The sequence below is a fragment of the Pseudomonas sp. NPDC087185 genome (genome assembly GCF_044744955.1).
Taxonomy (GTDB): domain Bacteria; phylum Pseudomonadota; class Gammaproteobacteria; order Pseudomonadales; family Pseudomonadaceae; genus Aquipseudomonas.
On the sequence record NZ_JBIUZK010000005.1, the window covers coordinates 270,934 to 286,188 of the forward strand.

The 15,255-nt window shown below is 64.7% G+C and carries 14 protein-coding genes; 13 read left to right on the plus strand and 1 reads right to left on the minus strand.

Features of this window, described 5'->3' with window-relative positions; genetic code table 11:
* Window positions 1–94 precede the first annotated feature (94 nt).
* Both bamE and ACIPIJ_RS18860 read left to right on the plus strand, forming a co-directional pair.
* On the plus strand, window positions 95–349 hold the full coding sequence (gene bamE / locus ACIPIJ_RS18855; protein WP_079230016.1) for an outer membrane protein assembly factor BamE: 255 nt from the start codon (window positions 95–97) through the stop codon (window positions 347–349).
* A complete protein-coding gene (locus ACIPIJ_RS18860) occupies window positions 346–918 on the plus strand; it encodes a lipocalin family protein (RefSeq protein ID WP_401079412.1) in 573 nt (190 codons plus the stop codon). The genes bamE and ACIPIJ_RS18860 overlap by 4 nt, the downstream gene beginning before the upstream one ends.
* 118 nt (window positions 919–1,036) lie before the next feature.
* On the opposite strand, the gene ACIPIJ_RS18865 is transcribed toward ACIPIJ_RS18860, so the two are convergent.
* Complete coding sequence (locus ACIPIJ_RS18865) at window positions 1,037–2,401, minus strand: formimidoylglutamate deiminase (RefSeq protein WP_401079414.1); 1,365 nt, start codon at window positions 2,399–2,401, stop codon at window positions 1,037–1,039.
* Window positions 2,402–2,544: 143 nt separating this feature from the next.
* Between ACIPIJ_RS18865 and hutC the strand changes: the two genes are divergently transcribed.
* From hutC to hutG, 11 genes are all read left to right on the plus strand, one after another.
* A complete protein-coding gene (gene hutC, locus ACIPIJ_RS18870) occupies window positions 2,545–3,255 on the plus strand; it encodes a histidine utilization repressor (protein WP_401079849.1) in 711 nt (236 codons plus the stop codon).
* On the plus strand, window positions 3,252–3,827 hold the full coding sequence (locus tag ACIPIJ_RS18875; RefSeq protein WP_401079416.1) for a HutD family protein: 576 nt from the start codon (window positions 3,252–3,254) through the stop codon (window positions 3,825–3,827). The genes hutC and ACIPIJ_RS18875 overlap by 4 nt, the downstream gene beginning before the upstream one ends.
* A 345-nt stretch (window positions 3,828–4,172) precedes the next feature.
* On the plus strand, window positions 4,173–5,852 hold the full coding sequence (gene hutU / locus ACIPIJ_RS18880; RefSeq protein WP_401079418.1) for a urocanate hydratase: 1,680 nt from the start codon (window positions 4,173–4,175) through the stop codon (window positions 5,850–5,852).
* A gap of 91 nt (window positions 5,853–5,943) precedes the next feature.
* Window positions 5,944–6,912 carry an ABC transporter substrate-binding protein gene (locus tag ACIPIJ_RS18885; RefSeq protein WP_401079420.1) on the plus strand — a complete coding sequence of 323 codons (969 nt, stop codon included), beginning with the start codon at window positions 5,944–5,946 and terminating at the stop codon, window positions 6,910–6,912.
* A gap of 26 nt (window positions 6,913–6,938) precedes the next feature.
* Window positions 6,939–7,790, plus strand: coding sequence for an ABC transporter permease (locus ACIPIJ_RS18890; RefSeq protein WP_401079422.1), 852 nt, complete (start codon window positions 6,939–6,941; stop codon window positions 7,788–7,790).
* Window positions 7,787–8,617 (plus strand): glycine betaine/L-proline ABC transporter ATP-binding protein, encoded by an 831-nt coding sequence (locus ACIPIJ_RS18895; RefSeq protein ID WP_401079424.1) that lies wholly within the window; start codon window positions 7,787–7,789, stop codon window positions 8,615–8,617. Before ACIPIJ_RS18890 ends, ACIPIJ_RS18895 begins: the two co-directional genes overlap by 4 nt.
* Before the next feature lie 8 nt (window positions 8,618–8,625).
* A complete protein-coding gene (gene hutH, locus ACIPIJ_RS18900; protein ID WP_401079426.1) occupies window positions 8,626–10,149 on the plus strand; it encodes a histidine ammonia-lyase in 1,524 nt (507 codons plus the stop codon).
* A 21-nt stretch (window positions 10,150–10,170) separates the two neighbouring features.
* Complete coding sequence (hutH, locus tag ACIPIJ_RS18905) at window positions 10,171–11,703, plus strand: histidine ammonia-lyase (RefSeq protein WP_401079428.1); 1,533 nt, start codon at window positions 10,171–10,173, stop codon at window positions 11,701–11,703.
* Window positions 11,704–11,763: 60 nt separating this feature from the next.
* On the plus strand, window positions 11,764–13,167 hold the full coding sequence (locus ACIPIJ_RS18910; RefSeq protein WP_401079430.1) for an amino acid permease: 1,404 nt from the start codon (window positions 11,764–11,766) through the stop codon (window positions 13,165–13,167).
* Window positions 13,168–13,182: 15 nt separating this feature from the next.
* Window positions 13,183–14,388: an imidazolonepropionase gene (hutI, locus tag ACIPIJ_RS18915; RefSeq protein ID WP_401079432.1), complete on the plus strand. Its 1,206-nt coding sequence runs from the start codon at window positions 13,183–13,185 to the stop codon at window positions 14,386–14,388.
* A gap of 10 nt (window positions 14,389–14,398) precedes the next feature.
* The gene (gene hutG, locus ACIPIJ_RS18920; protein ID WP_401079434.1) at window positions 14,399–15,202 is read left to right on the plus strand and encodes an N-formylglutamate deformylase; all 804 of its coding nucleotides are present in this window, start codon (window positions 14,399–14,401) and stop codon (window positions 15,200–15,202) included.
* Window positions 15,203–15,255: the final 53 nt, after the last annotated feature.

Genomic DNA, 15,255 nt, shown 5'->3' on the forward strand with positions numbered 1-15,255 from the left:
GAAAAGGGGGTTGCAAGGGAACCAGGGAGGGATTTTCCCGTCGAAGGTCACTGCAGGCCACTCGCCTGCATCCACCTTCCAGGAGTGTCCCTTCATGTCGTTGCGTTCCCTCGCCCTGTTGTCTTTGTGCGTCGTCCTGACTGCGTGCAGCAAGATCAATCAGGAAAACTACTCCAAGCTCAAGGCCGGCATGAACAAGGCCGAGGTCGAGCAACTGCTCGGCACGCCCACCGAGTGCTCTGGCGCACTGGGCATGAGCAGCTGCACCTGGGGGGACGAGAAGAGCTTCATCAGCGTGCAGTACGCGGCTGACAAGGTATTGATGTACTCAGGGCAGGGCCTCAAATGACGCGTCTGCACCTGCTGCTGGGGTTGTGCCTGGTGATGCTGTTGGGTGGCTGCGCCACTTCGGCCAACGACCCGCTGGCGCCGAAGACTGCCGGTAACGTCGACCTCAAGCGGTACCAGGGCAAATGGTACGAACTGGCACGATTGCCGATGCCTTACCAAAGCGAATGTGCTCAGTCCGAGGCGCATTACAACCTCAAGCCTGACGGCTCGTACGGGGTATTGAACCGCTGCCGGACGATGGGTGACGAATGGCTGCGTGCCGAAGGCCACGCCAACATCCAGGAGCCGGGGCATACCGACAGGCTGTGGGTCGAGTTCGACAACTGGTTCAGCCGCCTGGTACCGGGCCTGACCAAGGGCGAATACTGGATCCTGTACGTGGACGATCGTTACCGCACGGCCATCGTCGGCAGTCCGGACCGCAAGTACCTGTGGATATTGTCGCGCACGCCGTCATTGCCGGCGTGGGAGCGCGAGAACCTGCTGGCCAAGGCCCGCCAGCAGGGCTACGACACCAGCCGCCTGATCTGGCGAATGGCGGACAAGCAGATCGTGCAGATGCATTGAACTGTCAGTACCGGCCTCATCGCCGGCAAGCCGGCCCCCGCGGGTACAACGCCGTTCTTCAGGGCGTGCTATTCCTGTGGAGCCGGCTTGCCAACGATGAGGCCGGTACAAGCAACCGCTAGCCCAGCAATTGCCGCAATACCTCAACAAACGCTTGGGCGCTTTGCGCTTCTTGCCCGTGCCGCCCCTGGCGCACCACCCACTGCCCATTGACCATCACATCACGTACCTGGCGATCGCCCCCGGCGAACAGCCAGCGATTGAGGATGGCATCACCATCGGCCATGGCGATATACGGGTCCTGGCCATCGAGCACCAGCCAGTCGGCACGTTTGCCCACCGCCAGTTCGCCAATGGGTTGGCCCAACGCCTGCGCACCCCCAGCCAGTGCCGCGTCATACAAGGTACGCCCGACCATCGGCTGATTCTCCCGGTACAGCCTGTTGCGGCGCTGGTCGCGCAGGCGCTGGCCGTATTCCAGCCAGCGCAGCTCCTCGACCACGCTCAGTGACACATGGCTGTCGGAGCCAATACCCATGCGCCCACCCTGGGCCAGGTAGTCGACTGCCGGGAAGATCCCGTCACCCAGGTTGGCCTCGGTGGTCAAGCACAGCCCGGCCACGGCGCCACTGCGGGCCATGGCTGCGACTTCGTCGGTGTGTGCATGGGTGGCATGCACCAGGCACCAGCGCGCATCCACCGGCACATGCTCATACAGCCATTGCAGGGGGCGCAGGCCGCTCCAGGCCAGGCAGTCGTCGACTTCCTTCTGTTGTTCGGCGATATGAATATGGATCGGGCACTGTTGATTGCCGGCAGCCAGTACCTCGTGGATCTGCCTGGGCGTGACCGCGCGCAACGAGTGGAAGCACAACCCAAGCTGCTGCGCGGGTTGCGCCGCCAGCATCGGGGCCAGCTGCGCTTGCAGCTGCAGGTACTGCTCGGTGGAATTGATGAAGCGCCGTTGCCCTTCGTTGGGCGCCTGGCCGCCGAAACCGGCGTGGCTGTAGAGCACTGGCAGCAGGGTCAGGCCGATGCCACTGCTGGCCGCAGCGGCGCTGATGCGGCGCGACAGCTCAGCTGGGTCGGAGTAGGGCTTGCCCGCCTGGTCATGGTGCACATAGTGAAACTCGGCGACCGAGGTGTAGCCGGCCTTGAGCATCTCGATGTACAGCTGTTGGGCGATGACCTGCAGCTGTTCCGGGGTGATCTTGCCAACCAGGCGGTACATCAGCTCGCGCCAGGTCCAGAAGCTGTCGTTGGGGTTGCCCGCCACTTCCGCCAGGCCCGCCATGGCGCGTTGAAACGCATGCGAGTGCAGGTTTGGCATGCCCGGCATCACAGGCCCGTGCAAGCGCTCGGCGCCCTCAGGGGTGGCATCGGCCTCGACCGCAGCCAGGTAGCCATCATTGGCCACCTCGAAGCGGACATTGTGGGCCCAACCGTTGGGCAGGAGGGCACGTTCGGCGTAATAGGCGGGCATTGCGCTTTCCTGTTTTTTTTGACTTGTATATACATATACAGCCGTTTGCCTGCCGGGTAAACTCCGGCAAGCTACCGCTCACTCCATTCGCACAAGGATCAAACGCCGTGCCGACACCTCCTGTCTCCGCGCTGGTAGCCCAGATGGGCGAGGGCCCGGCGCCGCTGTACGCCCGGGTCAAACAGATGATCGTCCAGCAGATCGAGAATGGCACCTGGCCGCCCCACCACCGGGTGCCGTCAGAGAGCGAGCTGGTCAGCCAGCTGGGTTTCAGCCGCATGACCATCAACCGTGCGTTGCGTGAACTCACCGCTGAGGGGCTGCTGGTACGCATGCAGGGCGTCGGCACTTTCGTTGCCGAGCCCAAGTCCCGTTCGGCATTGTTCGAGGTCAACAACATCGCTGATGAGATCGCCGCGCGTGGCCACCAGCATAGCTGCCAGGTGATCACCCTGACCGAGGAAGCGGCCGGCTCCGAACGCGCCCTGGCCCTGGACATGCGCGAAGGCCAGCGGGTGTTCCATTCGTTGATCGTGCATTACGAAAACGGCGTGCCGGTGCAGATCGAAGACCGCTACGTCAACGCGCAGATCGCTCCGGACTACCTCAAGCAGGACTTCACCCGGCAGACGCCCTACGCCTATCTGTCCCAGGTGGCACCGCTGACCGAGGGCGAGCACGTGGTCGAAGCCATCCTCGCCGAGCCCGACGAGTGTCAATTGCTGCAGATCGAGCCTGGCGAGCCGTGCCTTTTGATCCGGCGTCGCACCTGGTCGGGCCGCCAGCCGGTGACCGCTGCACGGTTGATCCACCCCGGTTCCCGTCATCGCCTGGAAGGACGTTTCAGCAAATGAGCCAGCTGCAGTGGTTGCGCGCCAATGACTACCCGCGCATGCCGTGGAAGAACGGCGGTGGTTTTACCGCAGAGATCACCCGCGATGCGGGCGACGGGCTGGACGGCTTCGGCTGGCGCCTGTCGATTGCCGACATCGAGGCGTCCGGTGGCTTTTCCAGCTTTACCGGTTACCAGCGCATCATCACCGTGTTGCAGGGCGATGGCATGCGCCTGACGGTGGACGGCGAACACAGCCGGCCGCTTCTGCCGTTCGATGCCTATGCATTCAGTGGCGAGAGCCAGGTGAACTGCACCTTGCTGGGTGGGCCGATTCGTGACTTCAACCTGATTTATGCCCCGGGGCGTTACCGGGCAAGGCTGCAGTGGTTCAACGGGGGGAGTCGGCTGTTCAGTGCTGCCAGCAACGTGCTTGTGTTCAGTGCTCAGGCCGAACTTCAGGTGAGTATCGATGGGCAGGCGCAGCCGGCGCTGGGGCTGTATGACTGCTTGCAGTTGAGCGGTAACGACCGTCTGCTGGAGATGGACGTGCTGGGTCGCTGCTGTGTCATCGAGCTGACCCAGGTTTTCTAGTAATGCCGCAGGCCTCTCGCCGGCAAGCCGGCGAAGAGGCCTGTACAGCCAACATAAAAGTTACCCGGTAACGCTTCAAAACCGGCCACGCTGTTACCGATCGCCCCAAGATGGCGCAATGCCGTCTAGCTGCTCAGCCCCCTCTGCAATCCCCTCCCAGCGTTTCCCCATTTTCTGCACCCCTTGATCCACAAGGGCTCCACCTACCTTGCTGCGCCTGAAAAAAACACCCTCACACAACTTGGCAATCCAATTGCATATGCTTGTATGTACAAGTAAAGCCAAGTGCGCGAAAGTGGATAGGCCGTCCCCCTTCGCGCTGTACGCACCCGAGGAGCACTTTTCGTGACTGACAACAAACTCAACAAATTCCGTGACGTCGAGATCCGCGCCCCGCGTGGCAACAAGCTGACGGCCAAAAGCTGGCTGACCGAAGCGCCGCTGCGCATGCTGATGAACAACCTCGACCCGCAGGTTGCCGAAAACCCGAAAGAGCTGGTGGTGTATGGCGGCATTGGCCGCGCCGCGCGCAACTGGGCCTGCTATGACAAGATCGTCGAGAGCCTGACCCACCTCAATGACGATGAAACCCTGCTGGTGCAGTCGGGCAAGCCGGTCGGCGTGTTCAAGACCCACGCCAATGCCCCGCGCGTACTGATCGCCAACTCCAACCTGGTGCCGCACTGGGCCAACTGGGAACACTTCAACGAACTGGACGCCAAGGGCCTGGCCATGTACGGCCAGATGACCGCCGGCAGCTGGATCTACATCGGCAGCCAGGGCATCGTCCAGGGCACCTATGAAACCTTCGTCGAGGCTGGCCGCCAGCACTACGGCGGCAGCCTCAAGGGCAAGTGGGTACTGACGGCTGGCCTGGGCGGCATGGGCGGCGCCCAGCCACTGGCGGCGACCCTGGCCGGTGCCTGTTCGCTGAACATCGAATGCCAGCAGAGCCGCATCGACTTCCGCCTCGACACCCGCTATGTCGACGAACAAGCCAAGGACCTCGACGACGCCCTGGCGCGCATCGCCAAGTACACCGCCGAAGGCAAAGCCATCTCCATCGCCCTGCATGGCAACGCGGCCGAGATCCTGCCGGCGCTGGTCAAGCGTGGCGTGTGCCCGGACATGGTCACCGACCAGACCAGCGCTCACGACCCGCTCAACGGCTACCTGCCGGCGGGCTGGACCTGGGAGCAGTACCGCGACCGCGCGCAGACCGAGCCGGCCGCCGTGGTCAAGGCCGCCAAACAGTCCATGGCCGTGCATGTGCAGGCCATGCTGGACTTCCAGAAGCAAGGCGTGCCGACCTTCGACTACGGCAACAACATCCGCCAGATGGCCAAGGAGGAGGGCGTCACCAATGCCTTCGACTTCCCAGGCTTCGTCCCGGCCTACATCCGCCCGCTGTTCTGTCGTGGCATCGGCCCGTTCCGCTGGGCGGCGCTGTCCGGCGATGCCGAGGACATCTACAAGACCGACGCCAAGGTCAAGGAGCTGATCCCGGATGACGCCCACCTGCATCGCTGGCTGGACATGGCCCGCGAGCGCATCAGCTTCCAGGGCCTGCCGGCGCGTATCTGCTGGGTGGGCCTGGGCCTGCGCGCCAAGCTGGGCCTGGCGTTCAACGAAATGGTGCGCAACGGTGAGCTGTCGGCGCCGATTGTCATCGGCCGCGACCACCTCGACTCGGGCTCGGTGTCCAGCCCCAACCGCGAGACCGAAGCCATGCAGGACGGGTCGGACGCCGTGTCCGACTGGCCGCTGCTCAACGCGTTGCTGAACACCGCCAGCGGTGCCACCTGGGTGTCGCTGCACCACGGCGGCGGCGTAGGCATGGGCTTCTCGCAGCACTCTGGCATGGTGATCGTGTGCGACGGTACTGACGAAGCGGCCGAGCGGATCGCCCGCGTGCTGACCAACGACCCGGCCACCGGGGTGATGCGCCACGCGGATGCGGGTTACCAGATTGCGATCGATTGCGCCAAAGAGCAGGGGTTGAACCTGCCGATGATTACGGGCTGACAGGCCTCTGGGGCTGCTGCGCAGCCCCGCTCGGCCATTTTTCCTTGCAAGGACTGCCGATTTCCATTTTCAAGTTTGGGAGCGTCACGCAATGAAAACCAACAAGACCTTGCTTGCCTCGCTGTTCGCCCTCGGCCTGCTCGGCGCTGCCGGCAGCAGCCAGGCCGCCGGCTGGTGCGAGTCTGGCAAGCCGGTGAAGTTCGCCGGGCTGAACTGGGAAAGCGGCATGCTGCTGACCGACGTGATGCAATTCGTGCTGAAGAACGGCTACGGCTGCGAAACCGACAGCCTGCCCGGCAACTCCATCACCATGGAAAACGCCCTGGGCACCAATGACATCCAAGTGTTCGCCGAAGAGTGGGTCGGCCGCAGCGAGGTCTGGAAGAAGGCCGAGGCCGCCGGCAAGGTGGTAGGCGTCGGCGCCCCGGTGGTGGGCGCGGAGGAAGGCTGGTACGTGCCGCGCTACGTGATCGAGGGCGACGCCAAGCGCAAGCTCGAAGTCAAGGCGCCCGACCTCAAGAACGTGGCGGACCTGGCTAAATATGCCAGCGTGTTCAAGGACCAGGAAGAGCCGAGCAAAGGCCGCTTCTACAACTGCCCGGCCGGTTGGACCTGCGAACTGGACAACAGCAAGATGCTCAAGGACTACGGCCTGGAAAGCAGCTACACCAACTTCCGTCCCGGCACCGGCCCGGCCCTGGATGCCGCCGTGTTGTCCAGCTACAAACGCGGCGAGCCGATTCTCTTCTACTACTGGACACCGACCCCGCTGATGGGCCAGGTCGACCTGGTCAAGCTGCAGGAAAAAGACGGTGTGGACAAGTCCGTGTCGATCAAGGTCGGGCTGTCGAAAACCTTCCACGAACAAGCCCCAGAACTGGTCGCCGTGCTGGAAAAGGTCAACCTGCCGATCGACCTGCTGAACCAGAACCTGGCGCGCATGACCAAGGATCGGATCGAGTCGCCCGCACTGGCCAAGGTGTTCCTCAAGGAACATCCTGAAGTCTGGCAGGCCTGGGTCAGCGATGAGGCTGCCAAGAAGATCAACGCGGCGCTTTGAGCGTCCACAGCTGATGAGTGGAACCTATGTTTCCTGACAACCTGACATTCTCCATCGCCGACTGGGTCAACGGCTGGGTCGACGCCCTGGTGACCAACTATGGCGATGTGTTCCGGCACATCTCCGACACCCTGCTGTGGGCCATCGTCAGCCTCGAAGGCGTGCTGCGCGCCACACCGTGGTGGCTGATGCTCGGCGTGGTGGCGGTGATCGCCTGGCACGCCACCCGGCGCATCCTGCCCACGCTGGTGATTACCGGCCTGTTGTTCCTGGTCGGCGCCGTCGGCCTGTGGGACAAGCTGATGCAGACGCTGGCGCTGATGCTGGTGGCCACGCTGATCTCGGTGCTGGTGGGCATCCCGCTGGGCATCCTGTCGGCGCGCAGCAACCGCCTGCGCGCGGTGCTGATGCCATTGCTGGACATCATGCAGACCATGCCCAGCTTCGTGTACTTGATCCCGGTGCTGATGCTGTTCGGCCTGGGCAAGGTGCCGGCGATCTTCGCCACGGTGATCTACGCCGCGCCGCCACTCATCCGCCTGACCGACCTGGGGATTCGCCAGGTCGATGGCGAAGTGATGGAAGCGATCAATGCCTTCGGCGCCAACCGCTGGCAACAACTGTTCGGCGTGCAACTGCCGTTGGCCCTGCCAAGCATCATGGCCGGCATCAACCAGACCACCATGATGGCCCTGTCGATGGTGGTGATCGCCTCGATGATCGGCGCCCGTGGCCTGGGCGAGGACGTGCTGGTGGGCATCCAGACCCTCAACGTCGGCCGCGGCCTCGAAGCGGGCCTGGCCATCGTCATTCTCGCGGTGGTGATCGACCGCATTACCCAGGCCTATGGCCGGCCACGCCATGAGGTGAGCAAATGAGCACGCAGCCGATCAGCAAGATCGAGGTGAAGAACGTTTTCAAGATCTTCGGCGACCGTGCCGATGAGGCGTTGCGGTTGATCCGCAACAACCAGGGCAAAGAGCAGGTGCTGGCGCAGACCGGCTGTGTGGTCGGGGTCAACGACCTGTCGCTGTCCATCGGCAGCGGTGAGATCTTTGTCATCATGGGCCTGTCCGGCTCGGGCAAGTCGACCCTGGTGCGCCACTTCAACCGCCTGATCGACCCCACCAGCGGGCAGATCCTGGTCGATGGCGAGGACATCCTGCAGTACGACATGGAGGCCCTGCGCGAGTTTCGCCGGCGCAAGATCAGCATGGTGTTCCAGAGCTTCGGCCTGCTGCCGCACCGCAATGTGCTGGACAACGTCGCCTACGGCCTGAAGGTGCGCGGCGAGAGCAAGCAACTGTGCGCCGAGCGCGCCCAGCACTGGATCGAGACCGTGGGCCTGAAGGGCTACGAGAAGAAGTATCCGCACCAGCTGTCGGGAGGCATGCGCCAACGCGTCGGCCTGGCCCGGGCGCTGGCGGCGGACACCGACATCATCCTCATGGACGAGGCCTTCAGCGCCCTCGACCCATTGATCCGCGCCGAAATGCAGGACCAGTTGCTGGAGCTGCAGAAGACCCTGCACAAGACCATCGTGTTCATCACCCATGACCTGGACGAAGCCGTGCGCATCGGCAACCGCATTGCCATCCTCAAGGACGGCCGGCTGATCCAGGTGGGCACGCCGCACCAGATCCTCCACAACCCGGCCGACGAATACGTCGACCGCTTCGTCCAGCGCCGCGCGGTCGCGGTATGAGGGGCAGCATGTCGCACGTTGAAACCGTCACTTTCACCGGCGCCGCGCTGCGCTGGCAAGACATCGCTGCGGTGGCCCGCCAGGGCGCGCGCCTGGCGCTGGCGCCGCAGGTCTGGTCGCGCATCGACAATGCCCAGGCGATCGTCCGCCATATCGTCGAGAGCGGTGAGCGTGCCTACGGTGTGAACACCGGCCTGGGCGCGCTGTGCAATGTGTCGCTGCAGGGCGAGCAGCTCAGCCAGCTGTCGCGCAACACCTTGCTCAGCCACGCCTGTGGCGTTGGCCCGGCGCTGCCCGATGAGCAAACCCGAGCGATCATCTGCGCCGCCATCGCCAACTACAGCCACGGCAAGTCGGGTATCCAGCGCGGCGTCGTCGAGGCGCTGCTGGCGCTGCTCAATCACGGCATCACCCCGCAGGTGCCGGCGCAGGGTTCGGTCGGCTACCTGACCCACATGGCCCATGTCGGCGTGTGCCTGCTGGGCATCGGCAAGGTCAGCTATCACGGTCAGATCGTCGACGCCGCTGAAGCACTGGCCGCCGAAGGGTTGGCCCCCGTACAGCTGGGTGCCAAGGACGGCCTGTGCCTGGTCAATGGCACGCCGTGCATGACCGGCCTGGCCAGCCTGGCGTTGGACGACGCCTGCCGCCTGTTGCAGTGGGCCGACGTGATCGGCGCCATGAGCTTCGAGGCGTTGCGCGGCCAGGTCGCCGCCTTCGACCCCGAGATCATCGCGCTCAAGCCTCACCCAGGCATGCAGCGGGTGGGCGAAAACCTGCGCGCCTTGCTCGCGGACAGCGAAGTGATCGCCGCCAGCAAGGGCATTCGCACCCAGGACGCCTTGAGCATCCGCTCGATCCCACAGGTGCACGGCGCGGCCCGCGACCAGTTCGCCCACGCCGAGAAGCAGATCGAGGCGGAGCTCAACGGCGCCAATGACAACCCGCTTTTGCTGGGCACCCCGGATGCCTTCCGCGTGGTCTCCCAGGCCAACCCCCACGGCCAGTCGGTGGCGATGGCCGCCGACCTGCTGGCGATTGCCATGGCCGAGATCGGCTCGATCGCCGAGCGCCGCCTGGACCGCCTGGTCAACCCGCATGTCAGTGGCTTGCCGGCGTTTCTGGTCAGCAACCCAGGGGTCAACTCGGGGATGATGATCGCCCAGTACGTCGCCGCCTCGCTGTGCGCGCAGAACCGCCAGCTGGCGCAACCGGCGGTGCTCGACAACTACGTCACCTCTGGCCTGCAGGAAGACCACCTGAGCCTGGGAACCAATGCCGCACTCAAGCTGCACCAGGTGCTGGAGAACTGCACCCAGATCCTGGCCATCGAATACCTGCTGGCCGCCCAGGCCTTCGAGTTCCTCAAGGCACAGCGTTTTGGCGCTGGTACCGATGCTGCCTGGCGGCTGTTGCGCGAGCAGGTGCCGGCCTACCTGGAAGACCGCTGGCTGGCTCCGGACATCGCCCGCGCCGCCGCGCTGCTGAAAACGTCGCAAGGGCCGCAGCCTGTGCTGCCGACCCTGCATTGAACAATTAAAAGGAGAATGCACATGGAAGCCCTGAACCTCATCCCTGGCCAACTGACACTGGCCCAACTGCGCCGCATCCATAACGCACCGCTGCATCTGAGCCTGGATGCCCGCGCGGGTAGCGCCATCGATGCCAGCGTGGCCGTCGTCGAACGGATCATTGCCGAAGACCGCACCGCCTACGGCATCAACACCGGGTTCGGCCTGTTGGCTTCCACCCGCATCGCCAGCCATGACCTGGAAAACCTGCAGCGCTCGCTGGTGCTGTCACATGCCGCCGGTATCGGCGCGCCGCTGGACGACGCCATGGTGCGGTTGATCATGGTGCTGAAGATCAACAGCCTCGGCCGCGGGTTCTCCGGCATCCGCCGCAAGGTCATCGATGCCTTGATCGCCCTGGTCAATGCCGAGGTTTACCCACACATCCCGCTCAAGGGCTCGGTGGGGGCTTCCGGGGACCTGGCGCCGCTGGCGCACATGTCGCTGGTGCTGCTGGGCGAAGGCAAGGCGCGTTACAAAGGTGAGTGGCTGCCGGCCAGCGAGGCCCTGGCGGTCGCTGGCCTGGAGCCGCTGACCCTGGCCGCCAAGGAAGGCCTGGCGCTGCTCAACGGCACCCAGGCATCCACGGCCTACGCCCTGCGTGGCTTGTTCCAGGCTGAAGACTTGTACGCCGCGGCAATCGCCTGCGGTGGCCTGACGGTCGAGGCCGTGCTGGGGTCGCGTTCGCCATTCGATGCACGGATCCATGACGCGCGCGGCCAGCGCGGCCAGATCGATACCGCCGCGTGCTTCCGCGACCTGCTGGGTGAGTCCAGCGAGGTGTCGCAGTCGCACAAGCATTGCGGCAAGGTTCAGGACCCGTACTCGCTGCGTTGCCAGCCACAGGTCATGGGCGCGTGCCTGACCCAGCTGCGTCAGGCTGCAGAAGTGCTGGCGATCGAGTCCAACGCCGTGTCGGACAACCCGCTGGTGTTCGCCGCCGAAGGCGATGTGGTGTCGGGTGGCAACTTCCACGCAGAGCCCGTGGCCATGGCTGCCGACAACCTGGCCCTGGCCATTGCTGAAATCGGCTCCCTGAGCGAGCGCCGTATCTCGCTGATGATGGACAAGCACATGTCGCAGCTGCCGCCGTTCCTGGTGGAAAACGGCGGGGTCAACTCCGGCTTCATGATCGCCCAGGTGACGGCGGCGGCCCTGGCCAGCGAGAACAAGGCCCTGTCGCACCCGCACAGCGTCGATAGCCTGCCGACCTCGGCCAACCAGGAGGACCATGTGTCCATGGCCCCGGCAGCGGGCAAGCGGCTGTGGGAGATGGCCGAGAACACCCGGGGGGTGTTGGCCATCGAATGGCTGGGCGCGTGCCAGGGCCTGGACCTGCGTGAAGGGCTGAAAACATCGGTGAAGCTGGAGACGGCGCGCCAGGTGCTGCGCCGCGAAGTGCCGCACTATGACCGTGACCGCTTCTTCTCGCCGGATATCGAGATGGCCAGTGCATTGCTGGCAGAAGGCAAGCTGACCGGCTTGTTGCCGGCTGGGGTACTGCCGAGCCTGTGAGAGAGCCGGGGCCGCACCGCGGCCCCCGAGTGCACCGCAAAACAACAATAAGGACGCGACATGCAATCCGCACAAGGACTCCATCGTGGCCTCACGGCCCGCCACATCCGCTTCATGGCCCTCGGTTCGGCTATCGGCACTGGCCTGTTCTACGGCTCTGCCTCGGCCATCCAGATGGCCGGCCCGGCCGTGCTGCTGGCTTACCTGATCGGCGGCGCCGCGGTGTTCATGGTGATGCGCGCGCTGGGCGAGATGGCCGTGCACAACCCGGTGGCCGGCTCTTTCGGCCAATACGCCAGTACCTACCTCGGCCCCATGGCCGGGTTCATCCTCGGTTGGACCTACGCCTTCGAGATGATCATCGTCTGCATTGCCGACGTCACGGCATTCGGGATCTACATGGGGTTCTGGTTCCCTGAGGTTGCGCGCTGGATCTGGGTGCTGGGTATCGTGTTCCTGATCGGCGGGCTGAACCTGTGCAACGTCAAGGTATTCGGCGAGATGGAGTTCTGGCTGTCGCTGCTCAAGGTTGGCGCCATCGTCGCGATGATCCTCGCGGGCCTGGGCATCATGGCCTTCGGCCTGGGCCAGGTGGGCGGTGATCACGTGGTGGGGGTCAGCAACCTGTTCGAGCACGGCGGCTTCCTGCCCAATGGTGTCGGCGGGCTGATCGCCTCGTTCGCGGTGGTCATGTTTGCCTTTGGCGGTATCGAGATCATCGGCATCACCGCCGGTGAGGCCAAGGACCCGCGGCGGGTCATCCCCAAGGCGATCAACGCCGTGCCGCTGCGCATCCTGCTGTTCTACGTGCTCACCCTGTTCGTACTGATGTGCTTGTACCCCTGGCCGCAGATCGGCAGCCAGGGCAGCCCGTTCGTGCAGATTTTCGGCCACCTGGGCATCGGCTCGGCAGCCGCGCTGCTCAACGTGGTGGTGATCTCGGCGGCGGTTTCGGCCATCAACAGCGACATCTTCGGCGCCGGGCGCATGATGTACGGCCTGGCCCAGCAAGGCCAGGCACCGCATGGGTTCGCCCGGCTGTCCAGGCAAGGTGTGCCATGGCTGACCGTTTTGGTGATGGGCGCTGCGCTGCTGATCGGCGTGGTGCTCAACTACCTGATCCCGGAAAACGTGTTCTTGCTCATTGCCTCGATCGCCACCTTTGCCACTGTTTGGGTGTGGCTGATGATCCTCGTCACACAGGTGGCCATGCGCAAGCGCATGAGCCGCGAGGAGGCCGCCAACCTGCAATTTCCCGTGCCGTTCTGGCCCTACGGGCCGGCCCTGGCCATTGCTTTCATGTTGTTCATCTTCGGAGTGCTCGGTTACTTCCCCGACACCCAGGCGGCCTTGCTCGTCGGCGTGGTCTGGGTAGCGTTCCTGGTGGCGTCCTACAGGTTGTGGTGCAAGCCACGGGCCGGGCAGGGCGAGCTGGCCAGGGACCGCGCCGAGCTCCATCGCTAGTAACGGAGACTGTGTATGAGAACCCTCTGGCAGCACTGCCATGCAGCAACCATGGCCCAGGGCAGCTACTCGATCATCGAGGACGCGGCCATCGTCAGCAATGTCGGGTTGATCGAGTGGATCGGCCCGCGTGCCGACGTGCCGGCGCTGGACATCACCCGCACGGTAGACCTCGGCGGCGCCTGGGTCACCCCTGGGTTGATCGACTGCCACACCCATGCGGTATTCGGCGGCAACCGCAGCGGCGAGTTTGAACAGCGGCTGCAGGGCGTGAGCTATGCCGAGATTGCCGCGCAGGGTGGTGGTATCGCCAGCACGGTGCGGGCTACCCGCGCCGCCAGTGAAGACCAACTGTTCGCCAGCGCCCGCCAGCGAGTGCAGGCGCTGATGCGCGATGGCGTGACCACGATCGAGGTCAAATCCGGCTACGGCCTGGACCTGGCCAACGAGCGCAAGATGCTGCGCGTGGCCCGGCGCCTGGCCGACGAGCTGCCGCTGGCAGTGCGCGCCACATGCCTGGCTGCCCATGCCCTGCCGCCGGAGTACGCGGGCCGGGCGGACGACTACATTGCGCACATCTGCGACGAAATGCTGCCGGCCCTGGCCAAGGAAGGGCTGGTAGACGCCGTGGATGCCTTCTGCGAGCACCTGGCGTTTTCCCCGGCCCAGGTCGAGCGAGTGTTCATCAAGGCCCGCGAGTTGGGCCTGCCGGTCAAGCTGCACGCCGAACAGCTCTCGTCGCTGCACGGCTCCAGCCTGGCGGCGCGCTACCAGGCGCTGTCGGCCGACCACCTGGAGTTCATGGCCGAGGAAGACGCCATTGCCATGGCCAAGGCCGGTACCGTCGCCGTGCTGCTGCCGGGCGCCTTTTATTTCCTGCGCGAAACCCAGCTGCCTCCGATGGACGCCCTGCGCCGTCACGGCGTGAAGATCGCCCTGGCCAGCGACCTCAACCCCGGCACCTCTCCCGGGCTGTCGCTGCGGTTGATGCTGAACATGGGGTGCACACTGTTGCGCATGACTCCGGAAGAAGCCCTGGCCGGTGTTACCACGCATGCTGCCGCGGCGCTGGGCCTGGGCCACAGCCACGGTACGCTGGAAGCCGGCAAGGTGGCGGACTTCGTTGCCTGGAATATCGAGCGCCCTGCCGACCTGGCCTACTGGCTGGGCGGCGACCTGCCCAAGCGCGTGGTGCGCAAGGGCCACGAAATTTCCAACTGAGCGAGGCAAGATGGACAAGGTACTGAGTTTCCACCAGGGCCGTTTGCCCCTGCTGATCAGCATGCCCCATGCGGGCCTGCAACTCACCCCGGCCGTACACGATGGCCTGGTCGAGCCGGCGCGTAGCCTGCCCGACACCGACTGGCATATCCCGCACCTCTACGACTTCGCCCGTGAGCTGGGTGCCAGCGTGGTGGCGGCGGAGTATTCGCGCTTCGTCATCGACCTTAACCGGCCGGATGACGACAAGCCGCTTTACGCTGGCGCTACAACAGGTTTGTACCCGGCCACGCTGTTCGAGGGCGAGCCGCTGTTCAAGGAAGGCCTGGTGCCGTCCGCCGATGAGCGCAAGGCCTACCTGGAGCAGATCTGGCGGCCGTATCACGAAACTATCAAACGTGAGCTGGTACGCCTGCGCGACGCGTTCGGCTACGCGCTGCTGTGGGATGCCCACTCGATCCGCTCGCTGATCCCGCACCTGTTCGACGGCAAACTGCCGGACTTCAACCTGGGCACATTCAACGGTGCCAGCTGCGATCCGGAACTGGCCGAACGGCTGCGTGGCGTTTGTGCCGAAGCGCAGGCCTACAGCCATGTGCTGAACGGGCGCTTCAAGGGTGGCCATATCACCCGCCACTATGGCGACCCGGCGCAGCACATTCACGCCGTGCAACTGGAGCTGGCGCAGAGCACCTACATGGAGGAAGTGGAGCCTTTTGCTTATCGCGAGGACCTTGCGCAGCCGACTCAAGGGGTGTTGCGCAAGCTGCTGGAGACCGCGCTGGCATGGGGCCGTGAGCGGTACGGTCGTTAGCGGCCAAACTCACACCTGCGCGGCGGCTGATGAGACGCCGCGCAGGCAGTTGC

Excerpts from the sequence above, each read along its gene's own strand:
- ACIPIJ_RS18875 (WP_401079416.1), top strand. The coding sequence starts at position 3,252 with ATGAGCCAGCTGCAGTGGTTGCGCGCCAATGACTACCCGCGCATGCCG.
- ACIPIJ_RS18890 (WP_401079422.1), top strand. The coding sequence starts at position 6,939 with ATGTTTCCTGACAACCTGACATTCTCCATCGCCGACTGGGTCAACGGC.
- hutI (WP_401079432.1), top strand. The coding sequence starts at position 13,183 with ATGAGAACCCTCTGGCAGCACTGCCATGCAGCAACCATGGCCCAGGGC.
- hutG (WP_401079434.1), top strand. The coding sequence starts at position 14,399 with ATGGACAAGGTACTGAGTTTCCACCAGGGCCGTTTGCCCCTGCTGATC.
- bamE (WP_079230016.1), top strand. The coding sequence starts at position 95 with ATGTCGTTGCGTTCCCTCGCCCTGTTGTCTTTGTGCGTCGTCCTGACT.
- hutH (WP_401079426.1), top strand. The coding sequence starts at position 8,626 with ATGTCGCACGTTGAAACCGTCACTTTCACCGGCGCCGCGCTGCGCTGG.
- hutC (WP_401079849.1), top strand. The coding sequence starts at position 2,545 with ATGGGCGAGGGCCCGGCGCCGCTGTACGCCCGGGTCAAACAGATGATC.
- ACIPIJ_RS18865 (WP_401079414.1), bottom strand. The coding sequence starts at position 2,401 with ATGCCCGCCTATTACGCCGAACGTGCCCTCCTGCCCAACGGTTGGGCC.
- ACIPIJ_RS18910 (WP_401079430.1), top strand. The coding sequence starts at position 11,764 with ATGCAATCCGCACAAGGACTCCATCGTGGCCTCACGGCCCGCCACATC.
- ACIPIJ_RS18885 (WP_401079420.1), top strand. The coding sequence starts at position 5,944 with ATGAAAACCAACAAGACCTTGCTTGCCTCGCTGTTCGCCCTCGGCCTG.
- ACIPIJ_RS18895 (WP_401079424.1), top strand. The coding sequence starts at position 7,787 with ATGAGCACGCAGCCGATCAGCAAGATCGAGGTGAAGAACGTTTTCAAG.
- hutH (WP_401079428.1), top strand. The coding sequence starts at position 10,171 with ATGGAAGCCCTGAACCTCATCCCTGGCCAACTGACACTGGCCCAACTG.
- ACIPIJ_RS18860 (WP_401079412.1), top strand. The coding sequence starts at position 346 with ATGACGCGTCTGCACCTGCTGCTGGGGTTGTGCCTGGTGATGCTGTTG.